18 protein-coding genes and 1 pseudogene are annotated in these 26,882 nt (G+C 47.4%); 13 read left to right on the forward strand and 6 right to left on the reverse strand.

All coding sequences use genetic code 11. The annotated features are described in order from the left end of the window. Positions 1–121 precede the first annotated feature (121 nt). The 3 genes and pseudogenes from P3T48_RS11135 to P3T48_RS11145 all read right to left on the reverse strand — a co-directional run. Positions 122–610, reverse strand: a pseudogene (locus tag P3T48_RS11135) (MFS transporter); the annotation flags it as partial. A 93-nt stretch (positions 611–703) separates the two neighbouring features. Continuing rightward, entirely contained in the window at positions 704–1,465 is a 762-nt protein-coding gene (locus tag P3T48_RS11140) for a porin family protein (RefSeq protein WP_276506732.1), read from the reverse strand. Between the two features lie 54 nt (positions 1,466–1,519). Next, on the reverse strand, positions 1,520–2,887 hold the full coding sequence (locus P3T48_RS11145; RefSeq protein ID WP_276506733.1) for an amino acid ABC transporter substrate-binding protein: 1,368 nt from the start codon (positions 2,885–2,887) through the stop codon (positions 1,520–1,522). Positions 2,888–3,015: 128 nt separating this feature from the next. On the opposite strand from P3T48_RS11145, the gene P3T48_RS11150 reads away from it, so the two are divergent. Genes P3T48_RS11150 through P3T48_RS11160 form a run of 3 tightly spaced genes read left to right on the forward strand, consistent with a single transcriptional unit; the run spans position 3,016 to position 6,770 of the window. Continuing rightward, complete coding sequence (locus P3T48_RS11150) at positions 3,016–3,726, forward strand: T9SS type B sorting domain-containing protein (RefSeq protein ID WP_276506734.1); 711 nt, start codon at positions 3,016–3,018, stop codon at positions 3,724–3,726. Then, positions 3,726–6,551, forward strand: coding sequence for an excinuclease ABC subunit UvrA (uvrA, locus tag P3T48_RS11155; protein ID WP_276506736.1), 2,826 nt, complete (start codon positions 3,726–3,728; stop codon positions 6,549–6,551). The genes P3T48_RS11150 and uvrA overlap by 1 nt, the downstream gene beginning before the upstream one ends. Before the next feature lie 33 nt (positions 6,552–6,584). Continuing rightward, positions 6,585–6,770 (forward strand): DUF4250 domain-containing protein, encoded by a 186-nt coding sequence (locus tag P3T48_RS11160; protein WP_022251908.1) that lies wholly within the window; start codon positions 6,585–6,587, stop codon positions 6,768–6,770. A gap of 175 nt (positions 6,771–6,945) precedes the next feature. On the opposite strand, the gene P3T48_RS11165 is transcribed toward P3T48_RS11160, so the two are convergent. Both P3T48_RS11165 and P3T48_RS11170 read right to left on the reverse strand, forming a co-directional pair. Further along, a complete protein-coding gene (locus P3T48_RS11165) occupies positions 6,946–8,289 on the reverse strand; it encodes an MFS transporter (protein ID WP_276506737.1) in 1,344 nt (447 codons plus the stop codon). A 364-nt stretch (positions 8,290–8,653) separates the two neighbouring features. Continuing rightward, complete coding sequence (locus tag P3T48_RS11170) at positions 8,654–9,595, reverse strand: ATPase (protein ID WP_276506738.1); 942 nt, start codon at positions 9,593–9,595, stop codon at positions 8,654–8,656. A 157-nt stretch (positions 9,596–9,752) separates the two neighbouring features. Between P3T48_RS11170 and P3T48_RS11175 the strand changes: the two genes are divergently transcribed. The 5 genes from P3T48_RS11175 (at position 9,753) to P3T48_RS11195 (ending at position 16,151) form a co-directional block, all read left to right on the forward strand. Continuing rightward, positions 9,753–12,152, forward strand: a complete 2,400-nt coding sequence (locus P3T48_RS11175; RefSeq protein ID WP_276506739.1) for a mechanosensitive ion channel family protein — start codon at positions 9,753–9,755, stop codon at positions 12,150–12,152. 78 nt (positions 12,153–12,230) lie between these two features. Beyond that, complete coding sequence (gene kdsA / locus P3T48_RS11180; protein ID WP_022251912.1) at positions 12,231–12,983, forward strand: 3-deoxy-8-phosphooctulonate synthase; 753 nt, start codon at positions 12,231–12,233, stop codon at positions 12,981–12,983. Between the two features lie 35 nt (positions 12,984–13,018). Beyond that, entirely contained in the window at positions 13,019–13,999 is a 981-nt protein-coding gene (locus tag P3T48_RS11185; RefSeq protein ID WP_276506740.1) for a KpsF/GutQ family sugar-phosphate isomerase, read from the forward strand. Between the two features lie 31 nt (positions 14,000–14,030). After that, positions 14,031–15,341, forward strand: a complete 1,311-nt coding sequence (gene cls / locus P3T48_RS11190; protein WP_276506741.1) for a cardiolipin synthase — start codon at positions 14,031–14,033, stop codon at positions 15,339–15,341. A gap of 165 nt (positions 15,342–15,506) precedes the next feature. Continuing rightward, positions 15,507–16,151: a response regulator transcription factor gene (locus tag P3T48_RS11195; protein WP_276506742.1), complete on the forward strand. Its 645-nt coding sequence runs from the start codon at positions 15,507–15,509 to the stop codon at positions 16,149–16,151. A 7-nt stretch (positions 16,152–16,158) separates the two neighbouring features. On the opposite strand, the gene P3T48_RS11200 is transcribed toward P3T48_RS11195, so the two are convergent. Further along, a complete protein-coding gene (locus tag P3T48_RS11200; RefSeq protein WP_276506743.1) occupies positions 16,159–17,115 on the reverse strand; it encodes a LuxR C-terminal-related transcriptional regulator in 957 nt (318 codons plus the stop codon). A gap of 357 nt (positions 17,116–17,472) precedes the next feature. On the opposite strand from P3T48_RS11200, the gene P3T48_RS11205 reads away from it, so the two are divergent. The 5 genes from P3T48_RS11205 to P3T48_RS11225 all read left to right on the forward strand — a co-directional run bounded on the left by P3T48_RS11205 (position 17,473) and on the right by P3T48_RS11225 (position 26,568). After that, positions 17,473–18,771 (forward strand): putative porin, encoded by a 1,299-nt coding sequence (locus P3T48_RS11205; RefSeq protein WP_276506744.1) that lies wholly within the window; start codon positions 17,473–17,475, stop codon positions 18,769–18,771. A 107-nt stretch (positions 18,772–18,878) separates the two neighbouring features. Then, a complete protein-coding gene (locus P3T48_RS11210) occupies positions 18,879–20,222 on the forward strand; it encodes an imelysin family protein (protein ID WP_276506745.1) in 1,344 nt (447 codons plus the stop codon). 108 nt (positions 20,223–20,330) lie between these two features. Next, positions 20,331–22,088, forward strand: a complete 1,758-nt coding sequence (locus tag P3T48_RS11215; RefSeq protein ID WP_276506746.1) for a di-heme oxidoredictase family protein — start codon at positions 20,331–20,333, stop codon at positions 22,086–22,088. 175 nt (positions 22,089–22,263) lie between these two features. Then, a complete protein-coding gene (locus P3T48_RS11220; protein WP_276506747.1) occupies positions 22,264–23,955 on the forward strand; it encodes a di-heme oxidoredictase family protein in 1,692 nt (563 codons plus the stop codon). A 279-nt stretch (positions 23,956–24,234) separates the two neighbouring features. Continuing rightward, positions 24,235–26,568 (forward strand): cytochrome c biogenesis protein CcsA, encoded by a 2,334-nt coding sequence (locus P3T48_RS11225; protein ID WP_276506748.1) that lies wholly within the window; start codon positions 24,235–24,237, stop codon positions 26,566–26,568. The last annotated feature ends 314 nt before the right edge of the window (positions 26,569–26,882 follow it).

A 26,882-nucleotide genomic window follows, 5' to 3' on the forward strand; every position in this document is an offset into this window, starting at 1 on the left:
ATCCTTAAAAAGGATAAAACGATCAAGGGAAGTATCAACTTAAAAAGAATGAAAGCTGGCTGGGACGAAAATTACCTGTCAAAACTTTTGGAGGCGAACGCATTTTGATGCGTCCGCCCTGTTTCACAATGACCTTGCTCACTGTGATACCACAGATTTCGCAGCCCACGCCGTAGATGGCGAAACCAAGAGCGGCTATCACTACCTGTGTACTATAAGTACCAAAGAATGGTACTGCTACAAATCCGGCAAACTCATGACCTACAGCATACCATTTCAACAAGGCTCCACCAAACATCAGGACGGTAGAGAGGACACCAGTAAAACGGATACCGAACTTATCGAGGATAAGACCACCGAAGAAGAGGAGCAGGAGGAACACATTGAAGTATCCGTAGGCACCTGAGAAGAAGCCATACTCATCCGAACTCCATCCGAGTCCGAGACCGTTCTCTGCCCCCTTGGCTGCTGTCAAGAGAGGCTCAAGTGGAGACATTACATCTGTAAAAAAGTAACCGAACATCATCGTGACGCTCACAATGAAGAGGGCTGTCCAGCGAGCGGACGCAGAGTCGCTCAATTTCATCTGAATTTTTTCTGTTGTACTCATTTTATATTATTACTAATTTTTCCATAACCATCACCAGAAGGATAGTTCTGCCCTTAAAGTAACACTTAAGAGCTGCTTTCCGACAAAAGAAAGTTACTTTCTCTTCACGTTCTTGGTACGAGTGATATCAAAGAGATAAGAAGCCTTTACAACTATCTGTCCGAAGTTACTTTTTCCGAAGTAATCCTTCTTGGAAGAACCATAGATATTGCCTAAACCATAATAGTAACGGCCTTCGAGCAGGAAATGTCCCACCTTGGGAATACTGTATTCCATACCTGCACCTGCAGCGATTCCATAATCGAGTTTCTTTTCTACAGGCATATCGTACTGAGCAGTGATATTGCTTACCCGGTCGTTTTCGGTTGGTGTTGTCTCATCGAAGTTGGTCGTGGTACTTTCATTCAGATAAATTCCAATCTGCGGACCTAAATTGACAAAGAAGTTGAAGCCACGCTCCTCCCTTCCCCATGCCAGATGAGCGAAGACTGGTATCTGTATATAAGTAATATCACGCTGATATTTCAGCGCCTCACCCGTTCCACTGATCAGCACGGCATTGTTTTCTATGTCAAGTATGTCTTCTGTCCATCCCACCTTGGCATAATTCACCTCGGCATAAACCGAGCAAATGGTCTTGAAGTATTTTTCGCATACGTAGCGCAAAGACACTCCGCCCGTTATACCGCCATGCTGTTTTTGCTGCACCGTAGGAGTAAAGCCCACCTTGCTGAGCACATAGCCACCATTTGCACCTATGGCAAAATCGCTACGATGCTCACCTATCTGTGCCTGAACCGTTGTAAGACTGCAGACACTCAGTGCCACAACCGCTATTATATGTTTTATGTTCATTGGTCTTTATTTCTTCTGTTCATGTCTATTTTCACTTGCCAACAAGCGACTTCATCAATATGTCACAGCCTCAATCTGTCTATTGAAGGTATAGTGTATCAACTGCAACAACTGATTGCGATAACCTCCCTTGGCAGTTTTTACGAAACGAAGTGGAGTCTGTACAGGCTGCTCACCCACTATACTGCCATTTCCTACAAAGTTTCTACCTTGTTTCTTGATGCCCTGTATGAAGTACATAGCATGGTCGTAACCCGTCAGAGCAAAGCTTGGCTGTGCTATCATCATTGGCACATGGAACCACTGGCTGTAGTTGCGCTCCAACTGCAAAGTACGTGCAGAATTGGCATTATAGTAGAAAGTAGAAGGAATGTATGTATCGTACTTATAGAAACGGTCGAGATTGTACTTGGCATACATCAGCCACTCTGTATAACCGAAGAGCGACACCACGGCTCCTGGATATTTAGCATCCAGTTCATCCAACTTGTTGAGTACGGCTGTAAGCTGTGGCGAACGTCCAGTATTGAGTACCACCACATTGCGGACTGAAGGGGCAAAAGCCTTGGCAAACTGATCGATCGAGCTGTTCACATTGGTAATGCTGTAGTTTATCTTTCTGCGTTCCAGTTCTTTACGAAGTCCGAAAGTGAAGTTTCCCTTACGTGAAGTACTGTCATTACAGTCTACGAAGATGGGATGGGCACTTGGGAAACGTTTCAGGAAAGCCTGGATAGTAGCCTCATTGAGCTGCTCCGGGCTCTGATATACTTGGAATATTTCCTTGTTGCGCTCCACATCATCGCCAGTTATTGAGAAAGGTATCACCATCTTGATGCCATAGGTCTTACAGAATCCTGCCAACGCACTCACCTGCTTGGAATAGAGAGGGCCGAATATCACATCGCACTTGTTGGCACCTTCCTGTAAAAGCGTGGTACGGATATCGGCATCAATAGGCACGTTCCAGGCATGTATATCTGTAGAAATGCCCTTCTGCTTCAATGTTTCACAAGCCATCAGGATGCCTCGATAATACTCCACCATTCGTCTGCCATCGCCATCTACATCATGAAGAGGCAACATAACCCCTACCTTCACAGTACTTGCGGTTTGGGCAACAGTTACCTGCTGGGCAGCTTTCAAGTTCTTACCAGCAGCAACTGTCTGAGTCACCTGGGTGTTTTTTTCGTAAGGAATAAAGAGGGTATCACCCTTCTTCAATACATATCCTTCCTGTTTCATCTCTGGATTGGCATCCATCAGTTCTGGCAGACTCAATCCATACTTCTTGGCAATACTGAAGATGGTATCCTTCTTCTTCACCGTATAGATGTCGCGCCATTTAATGCTCTGCGCCAACATGACAGAACTCAACATCAAGCCCAAAACGAGCAACAGATATCTTAATTTTAGTCTCATAACGTCGATATTTTGGTTATTCATGTGCAAAAATACAAAAAAACTCTCAACCAGCCATATTCATGTCTCATCTTTTTAGTATCTTTGCACAAAATAACGCCTCACAAGGCAAAAACGACATTTAAGATATGAGATTGAACACCCGATACACATTTCTGTTATGGGCACTCCTCGTGCCGGTCATAACACTCTGGGCAGACGACTATCCAACCGTCAATCCAGTTGTGACGTTCACCAACAGTGAAGGAGAGACAAGTACTGACCTTGCCTATACGGGCTCAGCCCCTGTCAAAGCATCATGTGTGGCCAACCCCGAGAACACGACTGGCTGGGATGGCTATTACGAATGGCGCATCTATCACGATACCGAGGAGACTCCCTATATAATAAGGTATGAGCAGGACACCGAACTCGAGTTTACTCAGAGCGGAACTCATCGTATCGTGCTCTACGCAAAGTTTACGAAAGATGGCGAGGTGCAGGAGTTTCTTACCGACGATTCTCCCGTTACGGTCACCATCTCAGAAAGTCAGCTACAGATGCCCAATGCCTTCAGTCCCAATGGAGACGGTATCAATGACATCTATAAAGCCAAATCGGGATATCAAAGTCTTATAGAGTTTCATGGCTACATCTTCAACCGCTGGGGACAAAAACTTTTCGAATGGCGCGACCCTGCCGACGGTTGGGATGGCACCTACAAGGGCAAGCCGGTTAAGGATGGAGTCTACTTCTGCCTTGTCAAGGCAAAAGGAGCCGATGGAAAAGAATACAATATCAAGCGTGATGTCAACCTGCTGAGAGGTTACATCGAAAACCAAACGAATTCAGGACAATAATGCAATCAGAAGAAGAAAAGATAAATGTGTGGGGAGCCCGCGTTCATAACCTCAAGAATATAGACGTAGAGATTCCCCGCAACTCACTCACCGTCATCACTGGTCTATCAGGATCGGGCAAGTCATCCTTGGCCTTCGACACAATATTCGCCGAAGGTCAGCGTCGCTATATAGAGACTTTCTCTGCCTATGCCCGTAACTTCTTAGGCAGCATGGAGCGACCCGATGTAGACAAGATTACTGGTCTTAGCCCTGTCATCAGTATCGAACAGAAGACCACCAACAAAAATCCACGTTCCACGGTAGGTACCACAACCGAAATATACGACTATCTGCGTCTGCTATATGCTCGTGCAGGAACAGCCTACAGCTACCAGAGCGGTGAGGAAATGGTGAAATACACTGAGGAGCAAGTCATCGATATGATACTCAACCACTATGCAGGGAGACGAATCTTCCTGCTTGCCCCTTTAGTGCGACAGCGCAAAGGACACTATCGTGAGCTTTTCGAAAGCATGAGGCGCAAGGGCTATCTCAATATCCGCGTAGACGGAGAGATACTCGAACTCACACGAGGCATGAAGGTCGACCGATATAAGAATCACAACATAGAAGTCGTCATAGACAAACTTGCCGTCAGAGCTGAAGACGAGGAACGATTGCGCAAAAGCGTAGCTACTGCTATGAAACAGGGAGAAGGCATGGTGATGGTCATAGACAAAGACACACTCGAGGCAAAGAATTTCTCCAAGCGACTTATGGACCCCATCACGGGTATAGCATATCAGGATTCTGCGCCCAATATGTTCTCATTCAACTCGCCCGAAGGTGCCTGCCCCCACTGCAAGGGATTAGGCAAGGTAGACCAAATAGACATGGAGAAGGTGATTCCCGACAACAGCCTGAGCATCTACGAAGGTGGCATTGCACCATTAGGCAAATACAAGAATCAGATGATATTCTGGCAGATTGAGGCTGTACTCGACAAGTATGATCTCAAACTAAAGACACCTATCAAGGATATTCCTGACGATGCCATGCAGGAAATACTGAACGGCTCACTCGAGAAGGTAAAAATTGCCAAGGAGAAGGTACATACCTCCTCCGACTATTTCTGCGATTACGAAGGTGTGACCGAATACCTGCGCATGGTGATGGAGAACGACGACAGCTCGGCTGGAAAAAAGTGGGCTGACCAGTTTATATCCACCGTTGTATGTCCTGAATGTAAGGGACAACGACTCAAACGCGAGTCGCTCTCTTTCAGGATATGGGACAAAAACATATCAGAAGTAGCTAACCTCGACATAGATGAACTGCGCGACTGGCTCGACCAAGTAGAGACGCACCTGCCACCTATGAAGGCCAAAGTGGCTCATGAGATTATCAAAGAACTGCGCTCACGTGTCACCTTTCTTCTTGACGTAGGACTCAACTATCTGTCACTCAACCGTCAGTCGGCTTCTCTCTCGGGAGGTGAAAGTCAGCGTATACGTCTTGCCACACAGATTGGAAGCCAATTGGTCAATGTGCTCTATATCCTCGATGAGCCAAGTATAGGTCTTCACCAACGCGATAACGAAAGACTCATCAACAGTCTGAAAGAATTGCGTGACTTGGGAAATACCGTCATTGTGGTAGAGCACGACCGCGACATGATGCTGGCTGCCGACTATATTGTAGATATCGGTCCTAAGGCTGGTCGCAAAGGAGGCGAGGTGGTCTTCCAGGGCACTCCTGCACAGATGCTCAAGACCCATACCATTACTGCACAATATCTCAACCACGAAATGGCTATCGAGTTGCCTGCCCATCGTCGTAAGGGTAACGGCAAGAGCATCATCATACATGGTGCCAAGGGCAACAACCTGAAAAATGTAGACGTAGAATTTCCTTTGGGCAATCTGATTGTCGTAACAGGCGTAAGCGGTTCTGGCAAGTCAACACTCATCAATGAGACACTGCAGCCCATCCTATCCCATTACTTCTATCGCTCGCTCAAACAGCCCATGCCTTACGACAGCATTGAGGGTATCGAGAATATTGACAAGGTGGTAAATGTAGACCAAAGCCCCATAGGACGAACCCCACGCAGCAATCCAGCTACCTATACAGGCGTGTTCAGCGACATACGCTCGCTTTTCGTAGGACTGCCCGAGGCCAAGATAAGAGGATATAAACCAGGGCGTTTCTCCTTCAATGTAAAAGGTGGACGATGCGAAGCCTGTGGCGGCAATGGTTACAAGACGATAGAAATGAACTTCTTGCCGGATGTGTACGTTCCCTGTGAGGTTTGCCACGGCAAACGATACAACCGTGAGACATTGGAGGTTCGCTATAAAGGAAAGAGTATCGCCGATGTACTCGACATGACCATCAACCAGGCTGTAGAGTTCTTCGAGGCCGTACCACAGATATTGCAGAAGATTAAGGCTTTACAAGACGTAGGATTAGGATATATCAAATTAGGACAAAGCTCCACCACCCTCTCAGGCGGTGAGAGTCAGCGAGTCAAGTTGGCTACAGAGTTGTCAAAACGTGACACAGGCAAGACACTCTATATTCTTGACGAGCCTACCACAGGCCTTCACTTCGAAGATATTCGTATCTTGATGAATGTACTGCAGAAATTGGTAGACCGCGGCAACACGGTCATCATCATTGAGCACAATCTCGATGTTATCAAATTGGCAGACTACATCATTGACATGGGCCCCGAAGGAGGCCGTGGCGGAGGAACATTACTTTGTGCCGGCACTCCCGAGAAAGTGGCTAAGAGCAAGAAAGGATATACTCCACGCTTCCTGTCAGAGGAACTGAAATAAACATTAGACACAACACATTAAACACTTAAGAAAATGGATAAATTACCTCTCAATGACATTCCCATGCTTGTGAGTGCCATTAATTTTTTGCTTCGAGATCACGAATTCGAAACACTTGACCAGATTTGTTATCACTTCAATGTTGACAGAAAAGAACTGGAAGCCAAAATGGCAACACAAGGCTTCGAATGGTCGGAAGAACAAAAGAAATTTTGGTAAAAACTACGATTATAACATTCAAGTTTCACATGTTCAGAAGTTATAATACAATTCAGGCTCACCCTATCAATCAGAGTGAGCCTGAATTATTTTATGGTCTATCCAATATTACAGGATGTTCTGCTCAAGAACATCCTGCATGGTTTGCTTCAAATTCATCATATCGTTCATCGTTTTATTTCTTAATAGGAAATTTATACGACAATACCATCAGCAAGAAGGCAATAACAGCAGGGAAGAGAGAGAAGAGCGACCAAACCATCATAAGCACAGAGTCGGTGATGGAAGTAGGATCGATGACAGTATTTCCCATCTTGTCTGTTATCATATTGGCTCCAGCCCAACCCAAGAAAAGAGCGATGAGTGAACCAGAGATAGCGGTACCAAACTTCTGCGACATCGTACCCGAGGAGAATATCAATCCTGTAGCTGAGGTTCCGAAATGCTCAGTATGATAATCAGCCACATCAGCATACATCGACCACATCAATGGTGAATAGATACCGATACCTATGGAGGTGAGTATCACCAAAGCTATCATCACCCAGATATAATCAGGACTCATAGGAATAAAGAAGAAAGCAATAGAAAGGACAAGACACAACAATGCTGACCAGAAAAAGGCCATACGCTTAGAACCTACAGTCTTAGTAAAGACTGGTGATAGTCCACCAAAGATCATACAGGTTACCTCACCGAATGCCATAAACACAGTATAGTTGATAATGAGTCCTTCTATGGTTACATTGCCATGCAGACAATACTCAAACATATAGCCAGCCACTGCATAACGGAAACCATTGAAGAAATTAGTACATACAGCTATAGCTGTCATATACAGCCAAGCCTTGTTGTGCACAAGATCAGCAAACTGACGGAATGAGAACTTCTCTGCACGTTTGGGCTTGAGTCGCTCCTTGGTAAGGAGTCCGCAGATAAGCGTCATCACTGCTGCCACCACACCAAGCATGGCTCCTATGACTGCATACTGATGAGCATCACTTCCACCCACCATCTTCTGCAGATAAGGGAATGAGAGCAGAGTGGCAAAACCCATAGCATAGGCTCCTACCATACGAAAAGATGAGAACTGGTTCTTTTCGTTGTCATCTTCGGTCATCACACCAAGCAGTGAGCCATAAGGCACATTGACCATCGTGTAAACTGCCATCATGAGCAAATATAAAGTATAGGCATATACTCGCTTGCCCATTGGACCTAAGTCGGGAGTATAAAGCAGCAGGGCAAAAATAAGACCGAAAGGTATGGCTCCGAAGATAAGCCAGGGACGATAAGTTCCCCAACGACTCTGAGTTCGATCGGCTAAACTTCCCATCAGAGGATCAGTCACGACATCAAACATACGAGCAACCAACATCAGTACTGCCGCATCAGCGAATGTGAGGCCGAATACATTGGTGAAAAACAAAGGAAAGGCGATAGACATGACCTTCCATACGATACCACCAGCAGCGGCATCACCCAGCGCATACGCTATTTTTTCTTTTACACTTGCCATTGATATTTTGTTTTTTGTTATTGTCTTATACATGAGAACCTTCTTCCCATCCTCCGTTTCCGTTGGCGAGAAGAAGGTATCCCGATTTTTTTTCCTTAAAAGCGGGATTCTCACCTTCAATGCTAATAATACGTACAATAAGCCGGAATCCCCTTTTTTTTATCATCTTTTACTTAGTTCCCTGCGTTTGCTTGTTCTTTTCCACCAACTTCTTGATGGTCTCAACGCTGAGAGCAGTACGATGGCAAAATTAGCGTGTTTTTACAAACCCCAGTGTACCATTTGGTTAATTTGATATGTACGAAATGTTATTTTTGCATGGTATATTAACAATAAAAGCCCATAATCTGGGCTTTATTTACATTTAATGTAGATGATAACTCACTAATCCTTTCATGGGCGCCTTCAGTATCTGAGAGACTGTAAGGTGATGATGTTGTTCGAAGACTTGTCGAAGCGGTTGCTCGAAGTAGTGGGCTATGCTTCCCACAAAAGCAACAGAGAGCGATGATGCGTTTTGAGAAGAATCGACAGACGAAAGATAAGGTGTGATGTTGCGCTGATAGAACTGTTCGAAGGCTTCGACCACCATTTGATGCAAAGCCTCGGCATGAAGACGCAATGTTTCTGTGTACTGGCTCAAAACTTCTGCATGCTGGCAACTGTTGTCTGAGGCGGCTGCCTCTTCTACCCTTTTCATCTGCATAGAAATGAAAGGAGCGATGGAAGCCAAGTATCGGTTGGCAAGAGGCTGACGATACACCTTATTTATAATAGAGGGATAATCGAGTCCCGACCAAGAGAGATATTCCTGCTTCAGACTCTCGGGCAGGGCACCCTTGAAGATGCCATTGAGAAACATCTTACCCAAGACAGCCCCACTACCCTCATCGCCAAGAATGTAACCCAGCGGAGGAGTGTTGAGAAGAATCTGTTCGCCATCATAGAGACAGCTGTTGGCGCCTGTGCCTAAGATACAGGCTATGCCTGAACGTCGTCCCAACAAGGCTCGGGCTGCACCCAACAAATCGCTCTCGGCATGAACCTCTGCTTGTGGAAATTGTTGGAACAACAGATGCTCCATGCGCGGCTTCATAGATTCGGTAACACCACTACCATAAAAGAACACACGTGCCGGTACTTCAGGTAAAGTGAGTTCCTCGGCAAGAATTTTCCAGATGTCATCATCGGAGAGATGGAAAGGATTGATGCCCTGTGTCTTGCCGGTGAACAGAATTTGCCCAGTATCATCCACAAGTGCCCAATCTGTCTTGGTGCTTCCGCTGTCAGCTATGAGTGTTGTCATATAATGTGTTTAAATGTTAAGTGTTAAATCGTATCTGCAAAAGTAATAAATTTAACGGGAAAAACAACATATCGTATCGAAAATCGTAAAAAAGGAATTATCTTTTTGCTTCTTTCTTCATTTTTGCTTAACTTTGCAGACGAATAAAGAAGACTATATGAAGAAATTATCGATAATCATCCTGATGTGGGTGGCATTCCTGCTGCCCAGCCATGCCGTGCTCAAAGAGGCCAACCTCGACACAACGCTCTTCATGCTCCGTACTGAGTTGACGAGCTATCATCTCGACTTTGAGAAGCAGAACGAATATGCCAAGCAGCAACAGCAGCAAATCATCAAGGAACTGATGACCATCATGGCACAAGCCGACCAGAACTCCATCATGCTCTACTCGCAGCGCAACGGTTACATCTTCGACCTGACATACGCCTGCCACGAAGCTACTGAGCAGTTTGATAAGTTCAAGTCGAAGGCGGCACCGTTCAGAGGACTCATCAATAAGAATAATATAGAGGTGGCGCGATTTGACTCGCTCATCAACTATCTGTACAACATGAATACGATGTTCATGAGCAAGGAGGCACAACTCAACCGCAACGTAAACCTCACCTTGGCAGTGAACATCCGCCGACAATTAATAGAGCGACAGCAACAGTTGCAGGACTATATAAGAGCCTACGACATAACCGAGAGAAAACTGAAGTCGCTCAACGACTATGCCAACCAACGATATGCCGAGATACAGAACAGCATCTTCAACAATGGTGGCGACAACTATCTCACTATCCTGCGGCATGTTAGCAACCATTACAGGGAAGCCAAGACATCGGTGGCAGAGAAATACAGACCAGCTCCAGGCATGATGTCACAATGGGACGTGAGAATCATCTTCATCCTCTTCAGCATCATCATTTTTTATGGCATTGTCTCTATTGCCCTCAACCTTTTTACCATCCGCATCGTGGTGACACAATTGGTGAAACGAGGTCGTTTTGAGAGCATCAAGGACAACTTCATGGCCAAACGTACCTGCATCATTATGGCGATGACGGTCGTGACCTTTGCCATTCTCTTGGGCATCATACGCATTACAGCTCATCAGAACTTCGTTATCATGGCATGCGGCCTGCTCGTAGAGTTTGCATGGCTCATAGGCGTGATTCTGATTTCACTCTTGCTCCGCGTGGGCAACGACCAGATAAAGAGCGCCTTCCGCATCTATTCTCCCCTGATGCTGGTGGGCTTCCTCGTCATCACGTTCCGAATCATCTTGATACCCAACAGCCTGGTCAACTTCATTTTTCCCCCTATCCTGCTCGTCTGTTCGCTGTGGCAAGCAAACGTCATCAAGCGCCACAGTAAGCTGGTACCGAGAGAGGACAAGATGTATGCCTACATCTCGCTCTGTGTCTTTGCCGCCAGTACCTTCTGTTCATGGATAGGCTTCACCCTGCTGTCGGTGCAGATCATCATCTGGTGGATGATGCAACTCACCTGTATTCTGAGCATCACCTGTCTGAAAGACTGGATGGAAGTCTATGCAGAGCGCAAGAACCTGAAGCAGAAGCCTATTACCGACAAATGGATTTTCCGGTTTATCAACAAGGTGCTGATTCCTGCAGGAAGTGTCTTGTCGTTTATCGTGGCCATCTATTGGGCAGCCGACGTATTCAACATGAGCGACACCACATGGATGATTTTCAACAAGGAATACATCAGAACCAGCAACTTCACAGCCTCGCTCTTTAGCATCAGCCTTGTGGCTTGCCTGTTCTTCCTGTTCAACTATATCAACATCACCACCAACGATCTGATGCGCCATCACTTCGAGAAGCAAGACCCTGCCTCGGCAGCCAGCAAGATTGTGATGTTTAAGAACGTGCTGCAGGTTATCATCTGGGGCATTTGGCTAATGGTTGCCCTCAACGTCTTCCAGGTTGGCAAGTCATGGCTCTTGGCTATCTTTGCCGGTTTGTCCACGGGTCTGGGTTTTGCATCCAAGGACATTTTGGAAAATATCTACTATGGAGTCTCACTGATGATGGGACGTGTGAAGGTGGGCGACTATATCATCTGCGACGGCACGCGCGGACGAGTGAGCAGCATCAGCTACACATCGACCATGCTCGAAGCTACCGACGGTTCGGTGATTGCCTTCCAGAACGCACAGCTCTTCTCGAAGAACTACAAGAACATGACCCGAAACCATGGTTATGAGCTCGACGTCTTAGAGGTTGGCGTGGCTTATGGCACCAATGTGAAACATGTGAAGCAGATTCTTATCGATGCCTTGAACCAGCTCGACTGTATCTATCATGAGAAGGGTGTCAAAGTCGTGCTGAAAAGCTTCGACGACAGTTGCATCACACTCAAGATTCTGATCTGGGTGAATGTACTCACACAGTATGTGGACGACGGCAAGATTATGGAATGCATCTACGATACACTCAACGAACACAACATCGAGATTCCATTCCCTCAGCGCGAGATAACTATCAAAACCGCATCAGCCGAAGAAACCAATGCAGCAGAATCGGCACTGAATGCGAAAGCATAAGTACTGAGCACTTAACATCGAGCATTAAACAATTCACACCCAACATTGAGTATTTAACACTTAAAAAGAAACAACTATATGGCAACATTCATTGCAGGTCCTTGCGTCATCGAATCAATGGAACTGTTAGACACAGTAGCCCAGCAACTCGTACGCATCAACCAGAAATTGGGTACAGACATCATATTCAAGGCTTCGTTCGACAAAGCCAACCGTACAAGCATCCATTCCTTCCGTGGTCCTGGACTGGAGAAAGGACTGCAGATGCTTGCAGACATCAAATCGAAATACGGTCTACGCATCACGACCGATATTCACGAGAGTTATCAGGCAGAAGCAGCAGGACAGGTGTGCGACATACTGCAGATACCAGCCTTTCTGTGCCGACAGACCGATCTCTTGGTGGCTGCTGCCCATACAGGTAAGACGGTAAACATAAAGAAAGCACAGTTCCTCAGTGGCAGAGATATGAAATATCCTGTAGAGAAAGCCCTGGAGAGCGGTGCCAAGGAAGTATGGCTCACAGAGCGAGGCAACAGTTTCGGCTACAACAACCTGGTAGTTGACTTCCGCAACATTCCCGACATGAAAGAGATTGTGCCCACAGTCATCATGGACTGCACACACAGCGTACAGCGCCCCAGTGCAGGCAACGGAAAAACAGTAGGCGACCGCAAGTTCGTTCCTGCAATGGCCATGGCTGCAAAGGCTTTCGGAGCCACAGGCTATTTCTTCGAGGTTCATCCCGACCCGGACAACGGGAAAAGCGATGCTGCCAACATGTTGGAACTCGACAAACTTGAAGTATTAATCGCTGACTTATTGGCTTAGCAGCTATATCTTTTCAGTTTAAGTATTTATAAATCATGACAGAAAAAAACAAACATATAGAGGACAAGACTATCCGTCACTATGGCGAAGAGGCTCTGCGCGAAGAGGCCGAAGCCATATTAGACCAAATAGCATTGTTGGACGACAACTTCGAGAAGGCTGTCGACCTGATGTACCACTGCGAAGGAAAAATCATTGTGACCGGTGTAGGAAAGAGTGGACACGTAGGAGCCAAGATCGCTGCCACCCTGGCATCGACAGGAACTCCTGCCTTCTACATTAATCCACTCGACGTTTATCACGGCGACCTGGGTGTGATGACTGATAAGGACGTGGTTCTGGCGCTAAGCAACAGCGGTCAGACCGACGAGTTGCTGCGATTCATTCCCATGGTGCTCCACATGAACGTACCTATCATCTCGATGACAGGCAATCCCCACTCGCTGTTGGCAAAATACTCCAACTACCACATCACGGTGAAGGTGAAAAAGGAAGCCTGCCCGCTCAACCTCGCTCCTACAAGCAGCACCACAGCCGCACTTGCCATGGGCGACGCCTTAGCCATTGCGCTGATGCAGGTACGCCATTTCAAACCACGCGACTTTGCACAGTTCCACCCTGGTGGAGAGTTGGGCAAGCGCCTGCTCACCACAGCCGAGGACGTGATGAAGAAGGAAGACCTGCCTATCATTCCTAAAGACATGCACTTGGGCGAGGCCATCATTCATGTGAGCAAGGGAAAATTGGGACTGGGCGTATCGATAGACAAGGAAAACCGTGTCATCGGACTTATCACTGATGGCGACATACGTCGTGCCATGGAGAAATGGCAGGCAGAGTTCTTCAACAAGACTGTGAGCGACATCATGACGACATCTCCCAAACACGTGGCGCCAACCACCAAGATTACAGAGATACAGCACATCATGCACCAATACAAGGTACACACCGTATTGGTGATGGACGACGAGAAACATCTTCTGGGCATCGTTGACCACTATGCCTGCATGGTGTAAAAAAGAGAGGAAACAACATCAATATTTCAGAATGAGACTCAGATACCTGTTATTAACTGCAAGCATCATGCTGTTCTCCTCGCTGTGTAGCGCACAAGACAGTTTACTGCTTGCCGACAATCATCACACGATAGAGAGTAGCGACTCGGTCATTGTCAAACAATTGAGGGAGAAGGGAATTCGTTTCTCCCACAACAACTCCGTCACGCTCCTGATGAACGGTCAGGAGAAGTTCGACGATCTGTTCCAGGCCATCCGCCAGGCAAAGAAAAGTGTGCACTTAGAGTATTTCAACTTCCGCAACGACAGCATCGCCGGCTTACTCTTCGACCTGCTTGCTGAGAAAGCAAAGCAGGGAGTCAAGGTTAGAGCCCTCTATGATGGTTTCGGTAACTCATCCAACAACAAACCTTTACGCAAACGACACATCAAGGAGATTCGTGCCAACGGCATAGAGATTTATGAATACAAACCAGTGAAGTTTCCCTGGGTTCACGCCATCTTCAACCGCGACCACCGCAAGATTGTTGTCATCGACGGACAAATAGCCTATACAGGCGGTATGAACGTGGCCGACTATTACATCAAGGGAACAGAGGTTGTGGGTTCCTGGAACGACATGCACTGCCGCATCGACGGTGACGAGGTGAACACGCTGCAGGCCATCTTCCTGAAAATGTGGAACAAGGTGAGCGGACAGCATATACATGGCGCAGAATACTTCCGTGCCAAACGTCAGGACTATCTGGTAGACGGACTCAAGCCCGACACCACAGCCACGGCTTATCACAAGATGGTGGGCATCATCAACCGCGAGCCACACATTTCGAAGGACATCATACGTTACTTCTATGTCAACGCCATCAACGATGCACAGGACAGCATCAAGCTCATCAGTCCCTACTTCACCCTGAGTCACAAACTGAAGAAGGCACTCAAGAATGCAGCCAAGCGAGGCGTGAAAGTGGAAATCATGCTCTCCACCAAGAGCGACATTCCCCTGACGCCCGACTGTGGATTCTACAATGCGCACAAGCTGATGAAAGCAGGATGCCACATCTGGATGTACACACCAGGATTCCATCACACCAAGATTATCATGGTGGACGGTAAATTCTGCACGGTGGGAAGCGCCAACCTCAATGCCCGAAGCCTGCGCTGGGACTACGAGGAGAATGCTGTCATCATTGACCCACAGACCACCAAGCAGCTCACCGACCTCTTCGACAAGGACAAGGCTGACAGTTTCCTGCTCACCGAGAAGAAGTGGCACGAGTGGCGAACTGGCTGGCAGAGATTCAGAGGGTGGTTTGCCGCCAAGGTACTGACACCGTTCTTATAAACAGGAGATTTACAGGAGTTTAAGGGAGTTAAGGAGTTAAGACATATGCTTTATTGCTAAGAAGCAGAAGACTATAAAGCATTTGTTTTGAACATTGAACATTAACTTCCGCAACATCTCCACAACTCCTCGAATAACTTTAGATTAAAACAAAAAATAGAAATCATGAACGAAGAAGCAATGAGAGCCCTGCATAAGGACGACAGGATGCAAGGCAGGATGCCCGAAATGGCTATCATCGAGAACAACACACTCGCCATGATGGGACTCAAGCAATTATTGGAAACCGTTATGCCGATGATGAATATTTGCACCTTCGGCAGCTTTGCTGAGTTTGAGTTCAACAATCCTGACCGCTTCATCCATTACTTTGTGTCCATGCACATTGTACTGGCGCACCGTAACTTCTTCGTACAGGGACAGCGAGCACACCACACCATCGTGCTCACGCCCAGCAACGACCCCAACTCACAGCTCAACGATTTCCATTGTCTCTGCGTGAGTGTGCCCGAAGAAACACTTGTAAAACATCTGCTTGCCCTTCAGAAGATAGGTCATCCTCATGGCGAACACCTCCCTGCCATGCCCGTAACCGTCAAGGAGAAAGTTCTTTCCGACCGCGAGACCGAGGTGTTGGCACTCGTGGCACAAGGCAAAATAAACAAAGAAATAGCCGATACTTTGTGTATCGGCCTCTCTACCGTAATCACGCACCGCAAGAACATTCAGGAGAAATTAGGACTGAAGTCGGTCTCCTCACTTACTATCTATGCCGTGATGCATGGCTATGTGGACATCAACAAGATATGATGCCAGCTTATAATTTTACACTCGAAATATCCACCAGATTGTTGACGATAGCATAGATAGTAAGACCGGCAGGTGAATGAATCTGCAGCTTACGGGCTATGTTGCGGCGATGAGTAATCACCGTGTTGATGGAGATAAACAGATGGTCGGCAATCTCCTTGTTGGTCATGCCCTGTACCAAAGCCACGATGACGTCTTTCTCGCGGTCGCTCAACTGCTCATCGCTCTGCGGTGTCTGGTTGATCATATTGGATATTTTAACACTCACATCACTTTGTTTCAGCTTTCGTTCCTCGTTGCGCACGGCAGGAATGAAGATTTCCTCCTCTACCTGCGAATGCTGGTTGAGCCATTCCTCGTTATTATATATGTCGTAAAGTGTGGCGCTAAGCTGATTGTTGTGCAATCCGTCAGAAGGCAAATACTTGATGATGATATTCTTCAACTCTTTCAGTTTCAGGTCTATCTGCACGTGATGCTTAGAGAACGTCTCGATGTCGAAGTTAGCTGGTGCTGTACCGTCGATAAGCGACTGCACGTAAGGGAAGACGGTTTTTTCCTCATACTTCATATGATTGGTGATGCTGTGCGCATACTCATCGTATAGTTTGAGAATAAGTCGGGCCAGATTGTCGTTCTCGTCAAGCGCCTCCACCAACTCTTTGCGGATGAAAGGCAACTGAAAATCAATGTAGTAAGCATGCGATGCCTTGAGATAATGCAGCAATGTAGGCAACGACAGGCGCGAGGCATTGTCGTACTCCTTATAGCCGTTGATGGTGAAGTTCACCACCGCCAAAAAAGTATAAGTATCCACCGCCTGTTCCTCGCAAACCTCTCTCACCGTTTTATCACCAAAGCCCAGATTGATACCGAAACTACCCAAGCTCTGAAGGATGTTGTAATTATCGCGAATAATGCTGATCATCTTGTCATCAGCTTCATACATCTTTTGATTTTTCATCGTTGTTGTATACTTTTTAGACCTAAATCATGTACGTTTAAGAGCGGACATTCATCATGTTTTTGTTTCCGCTGCAAAATTACAAAAAACATCTGAAACTTGCAATACCTAAAAATGGGGATGCGACAGTTTACCAACTTTTAAGTATTGCAAGATTTTTTAAAACCCCGTACCTTTGCACCCGAAATCGAGAAAGAGCGCGGTGATGATTGCCACTCCCGAGCGGCAGAGCTGCGTAATTCCTTATCAAGCTTCAGGGCTTTAAGGAGATACTAAGCCTCTAAAGTGTCGAGACCGCAAGCAGACATCCGCGCTCTTTTCTTTTATTTTAGGATAAAAAAAAGATAACATTTAAAAATGAACATTTTAAGAATTGGATTGATGTCCGCTGCGTTGGTTGCAGGGTTGGCAAGCGCCAACGCACAAGTAGTTGCAGCCGACAGTGTGATGCAACATGCCAACGGAAAGCGCCTCAGCATAGGCGGCTATGGCGAAGTGGCTTTCAGCCGTAACTTCTACAGCGACAGCGGCAACCGATACAGTTCAGCCTCGCTCCATAAGGACGACCCCAGCCATGGACGATTCGACATTCCTCATGCAGTCATCTATTTAGGCTACGACTTTGGCAAGGGCTGGACATTCGGCACTGAGATCGAGTTTGAGCACGGAGGCACAGGTTCTGCCATCGAATATGAGGCAGAGGAGGCTATCGAGTTTGAACAGGAGCAGGAGAAAGGCGGTGAGGTAGAGTTGGAACAGTTCTGGATTCAGAAATCATTTGGCAAGTTCCTCAACATCCGTGCCGGACACATCGTAGTGCCTGTAGGCCTGACCAATGCTTATCACGAACCCCTCAACTTCTTCACCGTATACCGTCCTGAGGGCGAGAACACCATTCTGCCTTGCACTTGGCATCAGACGGGAGTTTCAGTGTGGGGACGTCATGGCGACTTCCGCTACGAAGCCCAGTTCCTTGCTGGACTTGATGCCTATCAGTTTAGTTCGCTCAACTGGATCAAGCCTGGCACCACGAAGCCTTTCGAGTTTGAAACAGCCAACAAATATGGCTTTTCTGCCCGTGTCGACAACTACACCATCCCTGGGCTGCGCATCGGTTTGAGTGGCTATTTCGGACAATCTATGCACAACAGTGTGCCCCACGATATGGAGAAAGGCAACAACAAGAAGCTGAAGGGCAACATCTTCCTCGGAGCACTCGACTTCACCTACAAGGCCCACAACTGGATGGCACGTGGCAATGTAGACTATGGCTACGTGAGCGATGCCGCTGCCATCAGCAAGCTGGTAAAGCCTGGCGTGCAGTATGTGAAGCCTTACGAGACCAACCAGGCTTTCGGAAGCCATGCCATCGCCACCATGTTTGAGGTAGGCTACGATGTATTCTCACAGATAGAGAAGTTGCGTGCCGATAACCAGAAACTGTATGTCTTCGGTCACTACGAGTATTACGACTCTTATCTCAACAACACCACCAAGCAGTACACCAAGCGACAGATCTTCGCTGGCGGTATCAACTACTACCCCATCAAGCAAATCTGCGTGAAAGCAGAGTACAACCTGCGCAAGTTCAGAAGCCAGTACAACGACGAGCCTGCCCTCAACATCGGCGTCGCCTACCAGGGTTTCTTCCTGTAATCGCAGAATGAGGATTTCGATCTAAAAAAACATACACAACTTTCGCAAATGGGGAAGTTAAAGAAGTTAGAGAAGTATACATTCATTAATAATAATAACATAAACAAATGAAAAAAATTCAGAAATTGGCCTTGTCATTCATGATGGGTGGCTTGGCACTCTGCTTTGCATCATGCGGCAACGATGACGACACAACTTTCGATCTGCCTGACGTAGGTCAGGCTACAACAACCATCAACTCGTCTGATCTCGCGATGCAGAAAACCACCAAGGCTTACGTCGAGAATGTGGTTTACCCCACTTACCAGGCTTTAGCAAAGAACTCACGCGAACTTTACACCACCTGCACAACGCTCTACAAGGCAGCAGAGGCTGGCACCATGACACAGAGCCAGATTGACGCTGCCTGCGAGGCTTTCAAGAACGCACGCCGTGAGTGGGAGCGCAGCGAGGCATTCTTGTATGGTTCAGCTACCGACAACAATATCGACCCACACATCGACTCCTGGCCACTCGACCACAATCAGTTAGTTTCTGCTTTGACCAATGCCAGCCTCATTGAAGGCTTCAAGAGCGATACTCCAGAGAAGTTCGTTTCCGACAAGAACGAGCAGTTCCAGTCTGTATTGGGCTTCCATGGTATGGAGTTCGTCCTCTTCCGTGAGGGTCAGAACCGCACAGTTGATGCTTTCAAGGCCAATGAGACAGAAGAAGGCATGACCTCAGTAAAGGGCATCGACGAATTGGCATTCCTCGCTGCTGTGGCTGGCGATGTGAAGAACATGACAGCCATGCTGGAGTTCACATGGATGGGCGACGCTGCCAGCAACGACACCAAGCAGGTGCTCCAGGACAACAGCTACGTATTCTCAAGCATGCGCCATAATGGCTTCGTCGCATCCAAAGGCACCATGTGCTACGGTCAGTATCTGCTCACCCCTGCACAGACCACAGGCTATCAGTCTTGGCCAGGCACCATCAACCAGATCTTCGTAGGCGGTTGCTCCAACATCTGCAACGAGGTACAGGAGCAGAAACTCGGTCAGGCATGGCGTGTATGCAACAACCTGGGCGGAACAACCGAAGACGGTGAGGCTGAGTCAAAAGAATACATCGAGTCGCCATACAGCCATCGTTCTTTCGTAGACTACAAGGACAACCTCTACTCTATCAAGAACACACTCTATGGCACACGCGACGTCAACGCCACCTCTCCAGCAGCCAACTCTATCATGTCGCTTCTCTCAAGCCTCAACTATCCTGACTTGAGCAAACTGCAGAATGCACTGACCGCAGCCCTGAAGTCACTCGACGACGCAACAGCTGCACAGGGTTACTTTAAGGCAAATCCAGGTTCTGTAGCGGTAAAGAATGCCATCGACAAGATCAAGGATCTCGATGACGAGCTCAACAAAGCGGGTACTTGGATCAACCTCCAGAAAGCTCAGTAAAGTCATTAGGAAGTTAAGAAGATAAACGATAACATATACGTAGCCTTGAGTCATTGTGCACAAGGCTACGTTGTGCGCAAGATAAACTTTATCCAAAAAAGGTGCATTATGAAAAAGAAACATTATTTGGTATGGTCATTTGCTGCGGCATTGGCCATGATGTTAATGAACAGCTGCTCCGATGAGAACAGCAACCCACAAAAGCCCGACAACCCTATGGAATCGGATGCCAACTATGTAGGCAAGGCACAGGATGGTTTTACCGCCGAGGAATGGTATCCTGGTGGCGAGCTGGGAACCACCGAGAATGTCAACTCCGGCTGCTATGAGGACGAAGCTCCTGCCGTCAACGAGCAGGGACTGCACGACAATTTCAAGACGGGCGAGATGTTCTTCGAGCGCCAGTACACCATCGACAATGGTGCCTTCAAGGGCGTAGGTCCTGCCTATCTGCGCAAGTCGTGCCTCGACTGCCACCCAAGCTACGGACACGGCATGCGACAGGACAGCTATGCCATCGCCTATGGCAACGGTAACGGCTACCTGATGGCCATCTACACACCCGACGCACCAGGAAGCAACGACGGAAACTATATCGGCGAGGTGACAGGTATGCCCCAGACAGGCGCTGCCGACCCCTTCAAGGCTCCTATTGAGGCCGATAAGATCAAGATTCAGTGGGAGCACGTAAGCGCTATGGAGAGCGGACTGGCCATGAAGTTCCCTGCCGATGGCGAGACCTTCGACCTCATCTATCCTGAGGTGACCATTCCTTCAGAAGCCTTCCATACCAACCCTGTTCCATCCAACATCGCCGTGCGCTTAGAGTCTACCATCGGTGTGATTGGCACAGGTCTGCTTGACGCTATTCCACAGGAGGAAATCGAGAAGCAGTATGCCTCTGAGGCAGCTTACTTCAAGAGTGCCGGTATGGACATATCAGAGCATCTCAACCCTAAGTTCTGGGATGCTGCTGGCGAAAAGATGGCAGCCGGTGCCTACTACTCTACCTGGGGCACTGACGGCCAGTTTGCCGATGGCGGCGAAGGCAAAACGGGCGTATACAAGGCCATCAGGCGATTCACCTATGCCCTGACACGTGCCTCTCTGCAGGACGGTCCTGGCGCCAATGCCATCTGGAACATCACCAATGTGAGCCGTCCAGACCGCCCCAAGCTCTACTCTACAAAAGCATGGGCAAAGGCGATGTCGGAAGACCCAGAGGTGATTGCCAAAATCAAGGCAAACCCACAGTCACCCTATTATGCCGACGGTACTGATGCGGGCATCAAAGAGGCAGTCTACAACCTGCTGTTGCCTTCCACCAACCAGTTCGACAACCAATGGCACAAGTTCCAGCCCGAGATGACAGCCAACAACTTCTACGACTTCATGGTATGGCACAGAGGTCTGGCCATTCCGCGTGCACGCAACCTGAACGACAAGGACGTACAGCGCGGCAAGAAGCTCTTCATGGAGTGGGGCTGCGCCAGCTGCCACCGCCCATCATGGAAGACAGGCGATGACAACTACTGGACTCCTAACATGATAGCCGGCAAACCATTGCCACGCTATAAGAACCAGACCATCTATCCATACTCTGATATGCTGCAACACAAGTTGTACATGAAGAACGACATCCATGGTTCATGGTGCCGCACCACTCCTTTGTGGGGACGCGGACTGTCACGTATGTGTACCGGAGCTGAAGACCGTCTGCACGACTGCCGTGCTCGCAATGAAGTAGAGGCCATCATGTGGCACTGCTATAGTAAGAATAGTCACGCCTATCAGTCTGCCCTCAACTTCTACAAGGCATCGAAGACTGACCGTGATGCAGTGGTTAAGTTCCTGCAGTCTATCTAATATTCTGCAAGCTACATTTCATAAAACAATTTCTTGAAAAACTATTCCGCAAGAAATATATGAATCAACAAGATAAAGGACAAAGTGAATCGCAAAGATTCGCTCTGCCCCTTTATCATATTGAACAACCCTTCTAATAAGGATAAAAAATCAACAAATAAAAATAGAAACATTTATGAATCAATTTTTGAAGACAAGTGTGTTTTTGATGAGTTCCGCCTTACTATTAGGCTCATGCTCCGATGAGAACAGCAACCCACAAGAGCCCGACAACCCTATGGAGTCGGATGCCAACTATGTAGGCAAGGCACAGGATGGTTTTACCGCCGAGGAGTGGTATCCAGGTGGTAAACTGGGAACTACAGATAACGTATCCTCCAACTGTTATGAGGATGAAACCCCAGCAGTTACCGATCAAGGTTTTACAGCACGTTTCAACCAAGGCGATTTGATGGCAAGTACGCCATACACACTGAGCAATGACCCTTACAAAGGATGGGGGCCTTGCGCCTCTCGCCGTGCATGCGAGTACTGTCACGCAGGTGGTTATGCTCATGGTCACAGCCGCAGCGACTTCAAGCCAGTGATGGGCAATGGCTACATCGTATCTGTCTATTACCCAGACGCACCAGGCAGTAACAATGGTGAACCAATCGACCAGCTCACCACATTTACCATGACGATGGCAGAATCCCCATTCTTGCCACCATTGAATCCAGACAAGGTTACCATCACTTGGAAAGACGTAACCTCTATGCCAAGTGGACTTGCCATGAGATTCCCAGATGGAGAAACTTTCTCATTGCATTATCCAGAGGTATCCATTCCACAGGATGCCTTCAATGTAGATCCTCAACCTACCAATTATGCCGTTCGCCTCATCGCATCTTGCAACTTCCAAGGTTTGGGTTTGATCGATGCCCTCTCCAATGAGGACATTGAGGCTCAATACAAGGCTGAGAGTGAGCACGCAGAGTTGAACCCAGAGTTTTGGGACAACAATGCCAAGAAGTTGAAGGACAATGCCTATGCAGAGGATGCTTTTGGAAAGAAATTCGTGAAGCGTTTCAACTATGACCTCTTGGAGGGATGCCTCCAGAACGACGTAGCTCTTTGGGATGAGTTGAACATCTTACGCTCTGACATCAAGCATATTTGTTCTACACCTGCCTGGGCTAAAGCCATGTCAGAGAATAAAGACGTCATCGACAAGGTGATGGCTGAAGGTAAGAATCCTTCCTCACGCTTGCATCCATATTATTATGACGGTACAAGAGAAGGTATCAAGGAGGCATTGGCTTACTTGCTCTCACCAGATGACAACGTCAACCTCTACGACAACAAGTACTACAACTTCAAGCCTGAGATGACAGACGATCAATATCACTCTTTCATCGTTTGGCATAGAGGTATCGCCGTACCACGTGCTCGCAACTTGAACAATCCTAGTGTACAGCGTGGTAAGGAACTATTCATGAGCATGGGTTGCACCAATTGTCACAAGCAGTCTTGGACCACTGGTCCAGACAACTATGGTCGCTCAAAGATTATCGAAGGCAAGGACCTTCCACATTACCCTGGACAGAAGATTTATCCATATTCAGACTTTATCCAGCACAAGTTGGATATGATCAACGACATTCATGGTTCATGGTGCCGTACCACTCCACTTTGGGGACGCGGTCTCTCACAGATTAACAGTGGTGCCGAGGATCGCTTGCACGATGCTCGTGCTCGCAACGAGGTAGAGGCTATCATGTGGCATTGCTACAGCAAGAACAGCCAGGCATACAACACTGCAGTGAAATTCTACAACTTGCCAAAGGCAGACCGTGATGCCGTAGTGATGTTCTTACGCTCCATCTAATATTTGTAAGTTCATTGCTATATTAGATTACAAAACATTACCAATAAAGAAGTTGCCAAGTTTCATCGTGGACTTGGCAGCTTTTTTACATCATATCGTGTAAATACTTGTCTAAAAAGCATTGTCTTCTCAAAAGGAAATCGTAATTTTGCAGCAGAAATACAAAAATCAACAAAATAGGAGGTATTATTATGGCAAGACCAATCAGAGAATGGCTTTCTTCCTATAACAAACATACGCGATTAATGTTTTTCGACATGAACGAATTGTATTAACAAAATGGTCAAAAAGATTATTTTCACCCTTTACATTCTTGTTCTCCTTAGCATGGCTGTCGCCACCATCGTGGAGAAGAGCCAGGGTACAGACTATGTCCATGCCCACTACTATGGCGCATGGTGGTTTATATTGATGTGGGCAGTAATGGCAGCCCTCGGTGTATTCTATATCATCAAGCGAAAGGTGAAGCGTGCCTCTACGCTTGCACTCCACCTCTCCTTTGTCATTATCCTCGCAGGCGCACTGCTCACGCATATCTCCGCCAAAAGAGGAATGATTCATCTACGTATAGGGCAACCGACCGATACCTATATGGCAGCTTCCGATTCGCAAGATGGCATGGGGATGCAAGAGGAGAAACTACCTTTCTCGCTCTGTCTGCAAAACTTCGAGACGAAGATGCACGATGGTACCCAAGCGGTCGCTGACTACTCTTCCAAGTTTACTGTGACCGACGGCAACGATAAGAGCGAAGGACAGGTGTCGATGAATAATATCTACTCTCATCGCTCCTACCGCTTCTACCAGTCTTCCTATGATGAGGACGGCAAGGGAAGCGTACTCGCCATCAACGCCGACCCATACGGCATCCCTGTCACCTATACAGGCTATGCCATCCTCTTCATCTCACTGATTTGGATGCTCATCGACCCTAAGGCAAGCTATCGCAAACTATTGGCAAGTCAGCTGCTGAAGAAGGGGGCTTTGATGATTGCCCTGTTCTTCGGAATGGGAGGAATGGGATTCAACCATACTTCCTACAACCAAATGATGGCAGCAGGTTGTGGTAGTTCTGCCATGGAAGAAATCTCAGAAGGCTCTACGCTGGAGAATCTACAAAGCGTAGTCTTGCCAAAGGCTACCGCAGAGAAGTTTGGCGAGTTGAATATCCTCTATAACGACCGCATCTGTCCTGTTCAAACCTACGCACTCGACTTCTGCAAGAAGATATATGGTGCTAGAAGCTACAAGGGACTGACAGCCGAACAAGTTTTGACCGGTTGGATATTCTACGGAGACGAATGGGCAAGCGAACCCTTCATCAAGGTGAAGAGTGGAGAGTTGAAGACAGCGATGAACTTGCCGGATTATTGCTCCATCAACCAGTTCTTCAACAAGGAGATGGGCGGTTACATCATCGGCCAATATGTGCAGGAATATTACAATGGGGCACAAGACAAGTTCCATCAGCAAGCTGCCGACATCGATGGAAAGATACAACTCATAATGGACTTGCGCCGTGGCGTATCGCTCAAGGTATTGCCTTATACCTTCCCTAAGAATGTACGTGCCACCAAGGAGAATCCATTCATCAAGGCTGGTACCACCACTTGGTTCTCGCCTTCCGACCGATTACCTAAGGCAGTGGAACATCAGCATGCGCTCTATATCACCAACGTCTTCTCGTTGCTCTATGGCGACGTAAAGGCTGGAAACACGGAGCGAGTAAACATCTTCTTCGACAAGATGAAGAAATACCAGGAAGTGAGCGGTGGCAACTCCTTGCCTTCGAAGACCCAATATAAGGCAGAGCGCATCAACAATGCCTTTCCATTCGCTACCATCCTCTTCATGGTGAACCTGACGCTGGGCTTCATCGCCCTCTTCTATACCATCTATCGCATGACCAAGAAGCGAAGTTTCAAGGCTTTGGATATCGCCCTCCCTATCCTATTGGGCATCTCCTTCCTTGCCTTGACCTTTGGACTTGCGCTAAGATGGATCATCAGTGGCAACGTACCTTTGTCGAATGGATATGAGAGCATGTTGAGCGTAGCTTGGCTTGTGATGCTGATTGCCCTTTTGATGCAGTTCAGAATCCGCATCGTGATGGTATTTGGATTCTTATTGTCAGGCTTCTTCTTGCTCGTAAGCCACATCAACCAGATGGACCCTGCCATAGGGCAGATGATGCCAGTATTGAATAGTCCGCTGCTCAGCATCCACGTAAGTATTATCATGATGAGCTATGCCTTGTTGTCACTCACTTTCATCTGTGGCATCATGGGTATCTGTATGCGCAGCCACGGCGAGGAACTGCAAGCATTGAGCCGTGTCTTCCTCTATCCAGCCTTGACCTGTATGGGGTTCGGCATCTTCATCGGTGCAATCTGGGCAAACGTGAGCTGGGGCAACTACTGGAGTTGGGATTCCAAGGAAACCTGGGCGCTCATCACCTTTATGATTTACGCCGTAGTGGCTCATACACAGAGCCTGCCCCTGTTCCGCAAGCCCCTCGCCTACCACGTCTACATGACCCTTGCCTTCCTGAGCATCGTCATGACATATTTCGGAGTAAACTACTTCCTCACGGGCATGCACTCGTATGCCTAAGAGGAAGTTTTTCACCATATCACCACATAATCGTATGCCTAAAATGCGATAATGACTAATGACTAAACTTAATCAGTCAAATCTTCAGAGAGACAAATATGCTTCCATTAGTTCACTAATAGAGTTATGTGGAGAGATGAAACTATATTCACCTATGGTTGCTGTTTGCTGCATAAACCTTGATGTAAGTCTTATCTCTGTTCTTTTACAAATGCTCCAAGAGCCCTGCAGAAGGCATCTATTATGACCAAGAGAGGTCATAATAGATGAGCAGCTTTGGTCATCTATTAAGACCCACATGATGACACTATCGA

Origin of the sequence: Segatella intestinalis (assembly GCF_029348455.1) — a bacterium.
GTDB lineage: Bacteria > Bacteroidota > Bacteroidia > Bacteroidales > Bacteroidaceae > Prevotella.

Coding starts and splice junctions, on each gene's coding strand:
- P3T48_RS11140 (WP_276506732.1), bottom strand. CDS start 1,465: ATGAACATAAAACATATAATAGCGGTTGTGGCACTGAGTGTCTGCAGT.
- P3T48_RS11145 (WP_276506733.1), bottom strand. CDS start 2,887: ATGAGACTAAAATTAAGATATCTGTTGCTCGTTTTGGGCTTGATGTTG.
- P3T48_RS11150 (WP_276506734.1), top strand. CDS start 3,016: ATGAGATTGAACACCCGATACACATTTCTGTTATGGGCACTCCTCGTG.
- uvrA (WP_276506736.1), top strand. CDS start 3,726: ATGCAATCAGAAGAAGAAAAGATAAATGTGTGGGGAGCCCGCGTTCAT.
- P3T48_RS11160 (WP_022251908.1), top strand. CDS start 6,585: ATGGATAAATTACCTCTCAATGACATTCCCATGCTTGTGAGTGCCATT.
- P3T48_RS11165 (WP_276506737.1), bottom strand. CDS start 8,289: ATGGCAAGTGTAAAAGAAAAAATAGCGTATGCGCTGGGTGATGCCGCT.
- P3T48_RS11170 (WP_276506738.1), bottom strand. CDS start 9,595: ATGACAACACTCATAGCTGACAGCGGAAGCACCAAGACAGATTGGGCA.
- P3T48_RS11175 (WP_276506739.1), top strand. CDS start 9,753: ATGAAGAAATTATCGATAATCATCCTGATGTGGGTGGCATTCCTGCTG.
- kdsA (WP_022251912.1), top strand. CDS start 12,231: ATGGCAACATTCATTGCAGGTCCTTGCGTCATCGAATCAATGGAACTG.
- P3T48_RS11185 (WP_276506740.1), top strand. CDS start 13,019: ATGACAGAAAAAAACAAACATATAGAGGACAAGACTATCCGTCACTAT.
- cls (WP_276506741.1), top strand. CDS start 14,031: ATGAGACTCAGATACCTGTTATTAACTGCAAGCATCATGCTGTTCTCC.
- P3T48_RS11195 (WP_276506742.1), top strand. CDS start 15,507: ATGAACGAAGAAGCAATGAGAGCCCTGCATAAGGACGACAGGATGCAA.
- P3T48_RS11200 (WP_276506743.1), bottom strand. CDS start 17,115: ATGAAAAATCAAAAGATGTATGAAGCTGATGACAAGATGATCAGCATT.
- P3T48_RS11205 (WP_276506744.1), top strand. CDS start 17,473: ATGAACATTTTAAGAATTGGATTGATGTCCGCTGCGTTGGTTGCAGGG.
- P3T48_RS11210 (WP_276506745.1), top strand. CDS start 18,879: ATGAAAAAAATTCAGAAATTGGCCTTGTCATTCATGATGGGTGGCTTG.
- P3T48_RS11215 (WP_276506746.1), top strand. CDS start 20,331: ATGAAAAAGAAACATTATTTGGTATGGTCATTTGCTGCGGCATTGGCC.
- P3T48_RS11220 (WP_276506747.1), top strand. CDS start 22,264: ATGAATCAATTTTTGAAGACAAGTGTGTTTTTGATGAGTTCCGCCTTA.
- P3T48_RS11225 (WP_276506748.1), top strand. CDS start 24,235: ATGGTCAAAAAGATTATTTTCACCCTTTACATTCTTGTTCTCCTTAGC.